At 74.8% G+C, this 4,309-nt stretch carries 4 protein-coding genes; 1 reads left to right on the forward strand and 3 read right to left on the reverse strand.

The features are described from left to right. Positions 1-881: ABC transporter ATP-binding protein (locus HYE82_RS34410; protein ID WP_256988097.1), on the reverse strand; the 881-nt coding region annotated here is incomplete at its 3' end. Positions 882-1,093: 212 nt separating this feature from the next. After that, positions 1,094-2,236 (reverse strand): PP2C family protein-serine/threonine phosphatase, encoded by a 1,143-nt coding sequence (locus HYE82_RS34415; protein WP_179178150.1) that lies wholly within the window; start codon positions 2,234-2,236, stop codon positions 1,094-1,096. A gap of 130 nt (positions 2,237-2,366) precedes the next feature. On the opposite strand from HYE82_RS34415, the gene HYE82_RS34420 reads away from it, so the two are divergent. After that, positions 2,367-3,608: a GNAT family N-acetyltransferase gene (locus HYE82_RS34420; RefSeq protein WP_179178151.1), complete on the forward strand. Its 1,242-nt coding sequence runs from the start codon at positions 2,367-2,369 to the stop codon at positions 3,606-3,608. Between the two features lie 126 nt (positions 3,609-3,734). Here HYE82_RS34420 and HYE82_RS34425 read toward each other — a convergent pair. After that, positions 3,735-4,309, reverse strand: a 575-nt coding sequence (locus HYE82_RS34425) for a zinc finger domain-containing protein (RefSeq protein WP_179178152.1), incomplete at its 5' end; no start/stop codon positions are given.

Genomic DNA, 4,309 nt, shown 5'->3' on the forward strand with positions numbered 1-4,309 from the left:
TGGACGAGGTCGTCGTACCTGCCCTGTTCGGTGATCCGGCCGTGCTCCATCGCGATGATGTGGTCGGCGATCTTGGTGTTCTCCAGGCGGTGGGTGACCATGATCGTGATGCGGTCCGCGGCGATGGTGGCGGCGGAGCTGCGCGGCAGCCGGTCGGCGATCAGCCCGTCGGCGAGGAAGAGGACCTGGTCGGCGTGGGCGGCGGCGGCCGGGTCGTGGGTGACCATGACGACGGTGGCGCGCAGGGAGTCGACGGCGGCCCGGAGCAGTCCGAGGATCTCGGCGGCGGTGGTGGTGTCCAGGGCGCCGGTGGGCTCGTCGGCGAAGACCACGTCGGGGCGGGTGACCAGGGCCCGGGCGATGGCGACGCGCTGCTGCTGGCCGCCGGAGAGCTCGGCGGGGCGGCGGCGTCCCTTGCCTTCGAGGCCGACGCGGGCGAGCAGGTCGGCCGCGCGGGCGCGGTCCTGGCGCACGCCGGCGAGCCGCATCGGGAGCAGCACGTTCTGCTCGACGGTGAGGGAGGGGAGGAGGTTGAAGGCCTGGAAGACGAAGCCGAGGCGGGTGCGGCGGAGTTCGGTGAGCTCGTTCTCGTCCATGCCGGTGATCTCGGTGCCGCCGAGGCGGACGGATCCGGCGGTGGGCAGGTCGAGTCCGGCCGCGCACTGCAGGAAGGTGGACTTGCCGGAGCCGGACGGGCCCATCACGGCGGTGAAGCTGCCGCGTGGCAGGCTGAGGTCGATGCCGCGCAGGGCGTGGACGGTGGCTGCTCCGCGCCCGTACTCCCGGCGTACGCCGCGCAGTTCGACGGCGGCCGCGGCGGCCGTGCTGTCGTACGCGGTCTGCTCGTGCCCGTGCTGCCGCCTGCTGCGCCGGAACCCCATGGTGTCCCCCTCCGCTGTGGCCGGTGCTCCGGCCGTTGCCGTGGCCGTTTCCGTGCCGTGGCCGTGGCCGTTTCCGTGCCGTGGCCGATGGTGTGCTCGACGCTACGGACGGGCAGGGGCGGCGGCCATGGCGCAGCCCGGCGGATCGCGGGTGGGGATAACCCCACCACGGGCCGGGCGGCGGGGCGTGTCGGCCTACGGCGTACGGCAGTTCAGGGAGAGCGGCGGATGATCAGCAGGGCCCGGTCGTCGTTGACGTCCTTGGCGACCTTCTCGATCAGGTGCCAGGCGGCGCCCTCCCAGCCGGCCGCGACGTAGCGGTCGGCCTCGCCGGTGAGCCGGTCGATGCCCTCGCTGATGTCGCGGTCGGCGGTCTCCACCAGGCCGTCGGTGAACAGCATCAGGACGTCGCCGCGGCGGAGGTTGCCGCGGGCGGGCTCGAACTCGGCGCCGTCGTAGACGCCGAGCAGCGGGCCCTCGCCGGACTTCTCGTGCCAGCGGCCGGATCCTGCGGAGAGCTGGAGGGCGGGCAGGTGGCCGGCGGAGAGGAGTTCGTAGTCGCCGGTCTGCAGGTCGAGGACGAGGTGGACGGAGGTGGCGAAGCCCTCGTCCCATTCCTGCCGGAGGAGGTAGCCGTTGGCGGCCGGCAGGAAGCCGTGCGGGGGCAGTGCGCCGAGCAGGCCGCCGAAGGCGCCGGAGAGCAGCAGGGCGCGGGATCCGGCCTCCATTCCCTTGCCGGAGACGTCGGTGAGGACGATCTCCAGGGTCCGGCCGCCGTGGGTCCGGGCGGCGACCACGAAGTCGCCGGAGAAGGACTGGCCGCCGGCGGGCCGCAGGGCCATCTCGCGGTGCCAGCCGCGGGGCAGGGCGGGCAGCTGGCTCTGGACCCGGATGCGTTCGCGCAGGTCGAAGAGCATGGTGCCGCCGCGCCGCCAGGGCACGCCGACGCGGCTGCGGAACTGGGCGATGACGAGTCCGAAGAACCCGCAGGCGGCGACGACCAGGACCGTTCCCGGGGTGACCCGGGCGGGACCCTCGGTGTAGGGGCCGAGGACCAGGGCCTCGACGATCAGTGCGGCCGCGGAGGCCGCGTACAGGGCGAGCAGGCTCGCGGGACGCAGCAGCAGGCCGCCCGCGACGATGGGCAGGACGAGGGCGGCGGGCGAGAACCACACCGGCAGCATGAGGGTGCCGCAGGCGATGGCGGGGACGGTGGCGAGGAGTCCGGCGAAGGCGAGCCAGTCGGATGCGTCGCCGCGGAAGTAGTCGACGGCGGATTTGCGCAGGGCGGTGCGGGCCCGGTGCCACGTCAGGCGTGCCCGGGCCATGAGCGTCTCCACACGTGCTCCGGCCATGTCCTTCGGGACCTTATCGATCCTGGCTGTGCGTGCGCAGGGGGACCCCCGGACCGGCGGGGTTCCGCCGGGCCCGAAGTCGTCCGAAATCCTGTCGACCGGGGTGGATTGCCCTGGTAAGGATGACCTTATGGCCCTTGAGATGCGTGTATTGCAGGCTGACGAGTGGGACGCCCTGTACGACCACCTGGAACTGGCGTTCGGCGGTGCGATCGATCCCACCGAGACGCGGGAGCTCTTCAGATCGCTGACGGAGGTCGAGCGGTCGCTGGCCGTCTGGGACGGGCAGTCGTGCGTGGGTTCGGCCTCGGCGTTCAGCTTCCGGCTGTCGGTTCCGGGGGGCCCGCCGGTGCCGGCCGCGGGGGTCACGATGGTGGGCGTCGCCCCGACCCACCGCCGTCAGGGGATCCTCTCCTCCCTGATGCGCCGCCAGCTGGACGACGTCCGTGCCGGGGGCGAGCCGCTGGCCGTGCTGACGGCGTCGGAGCCGGCGATCTACGGGCGCTTCGGCTACGGCATCGCGGCGCACGAGCTGTCGCTGGACATCGACACCGACCGGGCGGGCCTGTCCGTGCCGCCGGGCACGGACGCGCTGCGGCTGCGCATCGTGGATCCGGCCAAGGCGCTGGGCGACTGCGAGCGGGTGTACGCGGAGCTGGTCGACCGGCGGCCCGGCATGCCGGCGCGGCAGCCCGGCTGGGAGCGGCTGCCGCTGCTGGACCCCGAGGCGGACCGGGCGGGCGCGTCCCGGCTGATGTGCGTGGTCGCGGAGCGGCCGGACGGCGAGGTGGCCGGGTACGCGCGCTACCGGGTCAAGCCGGACTGGGACGCCGCCGGAGCACCACGGGGCACGGTCACGGTGCGCGCCCTCGACGCGCTGGATCCGGCGGCGGCGGCCGCGCTGTGGCGCTATCTGTTCGGCATCGACCTGACCTCGACGCTGCGGGCCGGCCGGCGGCCGGTGGACGATCCGGTGCTGCACCTGCTCGGCGACGCGCGCAGGGCGCGGCCGAGTACGGCCGACTCGCTGCACGTGCGCCTGGTGGACCTGCCGGCGGCGCTGGCGGCCCGCGGGTACGGGGCCCCGCTGGACGTGGTGCTGGAGGTCGAGGATGCCTTCTGCCCGTGGAACGCGGGGCGGTGGCGGCTGGTCTCCGCCGGCCCGGGCGGTGCCGTGTCCTGCGTCCGGACCGAGGATCCGGCGGACCTGGCGCTCACGGCCCGGGAGCTGGGCGCGGCCTACCTGGGCGGGGTCGCGCTGACCTCGCTGGCGGGGGCCGGCCTGGTGCGCGAGCTGCGCACGGGCGCGCTGGCAGCGGCGTCGCGGGCGTTCGCCGGCGACGTGGCCCCCTGGCTGCCGCACGGCTTCTGACGGGAGGCCGGGCCCGGTGGCCGGCGGCGGCTCGGCCGGCGGACCCGGCGGACTCCGCAGGTCAGCGGGCCCCGCGGGTCACCGGGCCCCCGGGTCAGCGGCCCCGCGGGTCAGCGGCCCCGCGGGTCACCGGGTCTGGCAGGCCGGGCACCAGAAGAGGTTGCGGGAGGCGAGGTCGGCGGTGCGGATCCCGCCCCCGCAGATGTGGCAGGGGAGGTGGGCGCGCCGGTAGACGTAGACCTCGCCGCCGTGGTCGTCCACGCGCGGCGGGCGCCCCATGGCCTCGGGCAGGTGCTCGTCGCGGACGGTGTCGATGCGGTTCTTCCGCACGCCCTCGCGCATCAGCACCGCCAGGTCCGCCCACATCGCGTCCCACTCGGCGCGGGTGATGTCCTTGCCCAGGCGGTAGGGGTCGATGCCGTGCCGGAAGAGGACCTCGGCGCGGTAGACGTTGCCGATGCCGGCGACGACCTTCTGGTCCATGAGCAGGGCGGCGATGGTGGTGCGGGAGCGGGAGATCCTCTTCCACGCGCGGTCGGGGTCGTCGTCCGGCCGCAGCGGGTCGGGGCCGAGCCGGTCGTGTATCGCCTTCTTGCCGCCCTCGTCGATCAGGGCGCAGGCGGTCGGGCCGCGCAGGTCGGCGTGGTGCTCCTCGTTCAGCAGCCGCAGGCGGACGGTGTCGGCGGCGGGCGGGGCCGGGG

It is taken from the genome of Streptomyces sp. BR123 (assembly GCF_013401435.1).
Taxonomy (GTDB): Bacteria; Actinomycetota; Actinomycetes; order Streptomycetales; family Streptomycetaceae; genus Streptomyces.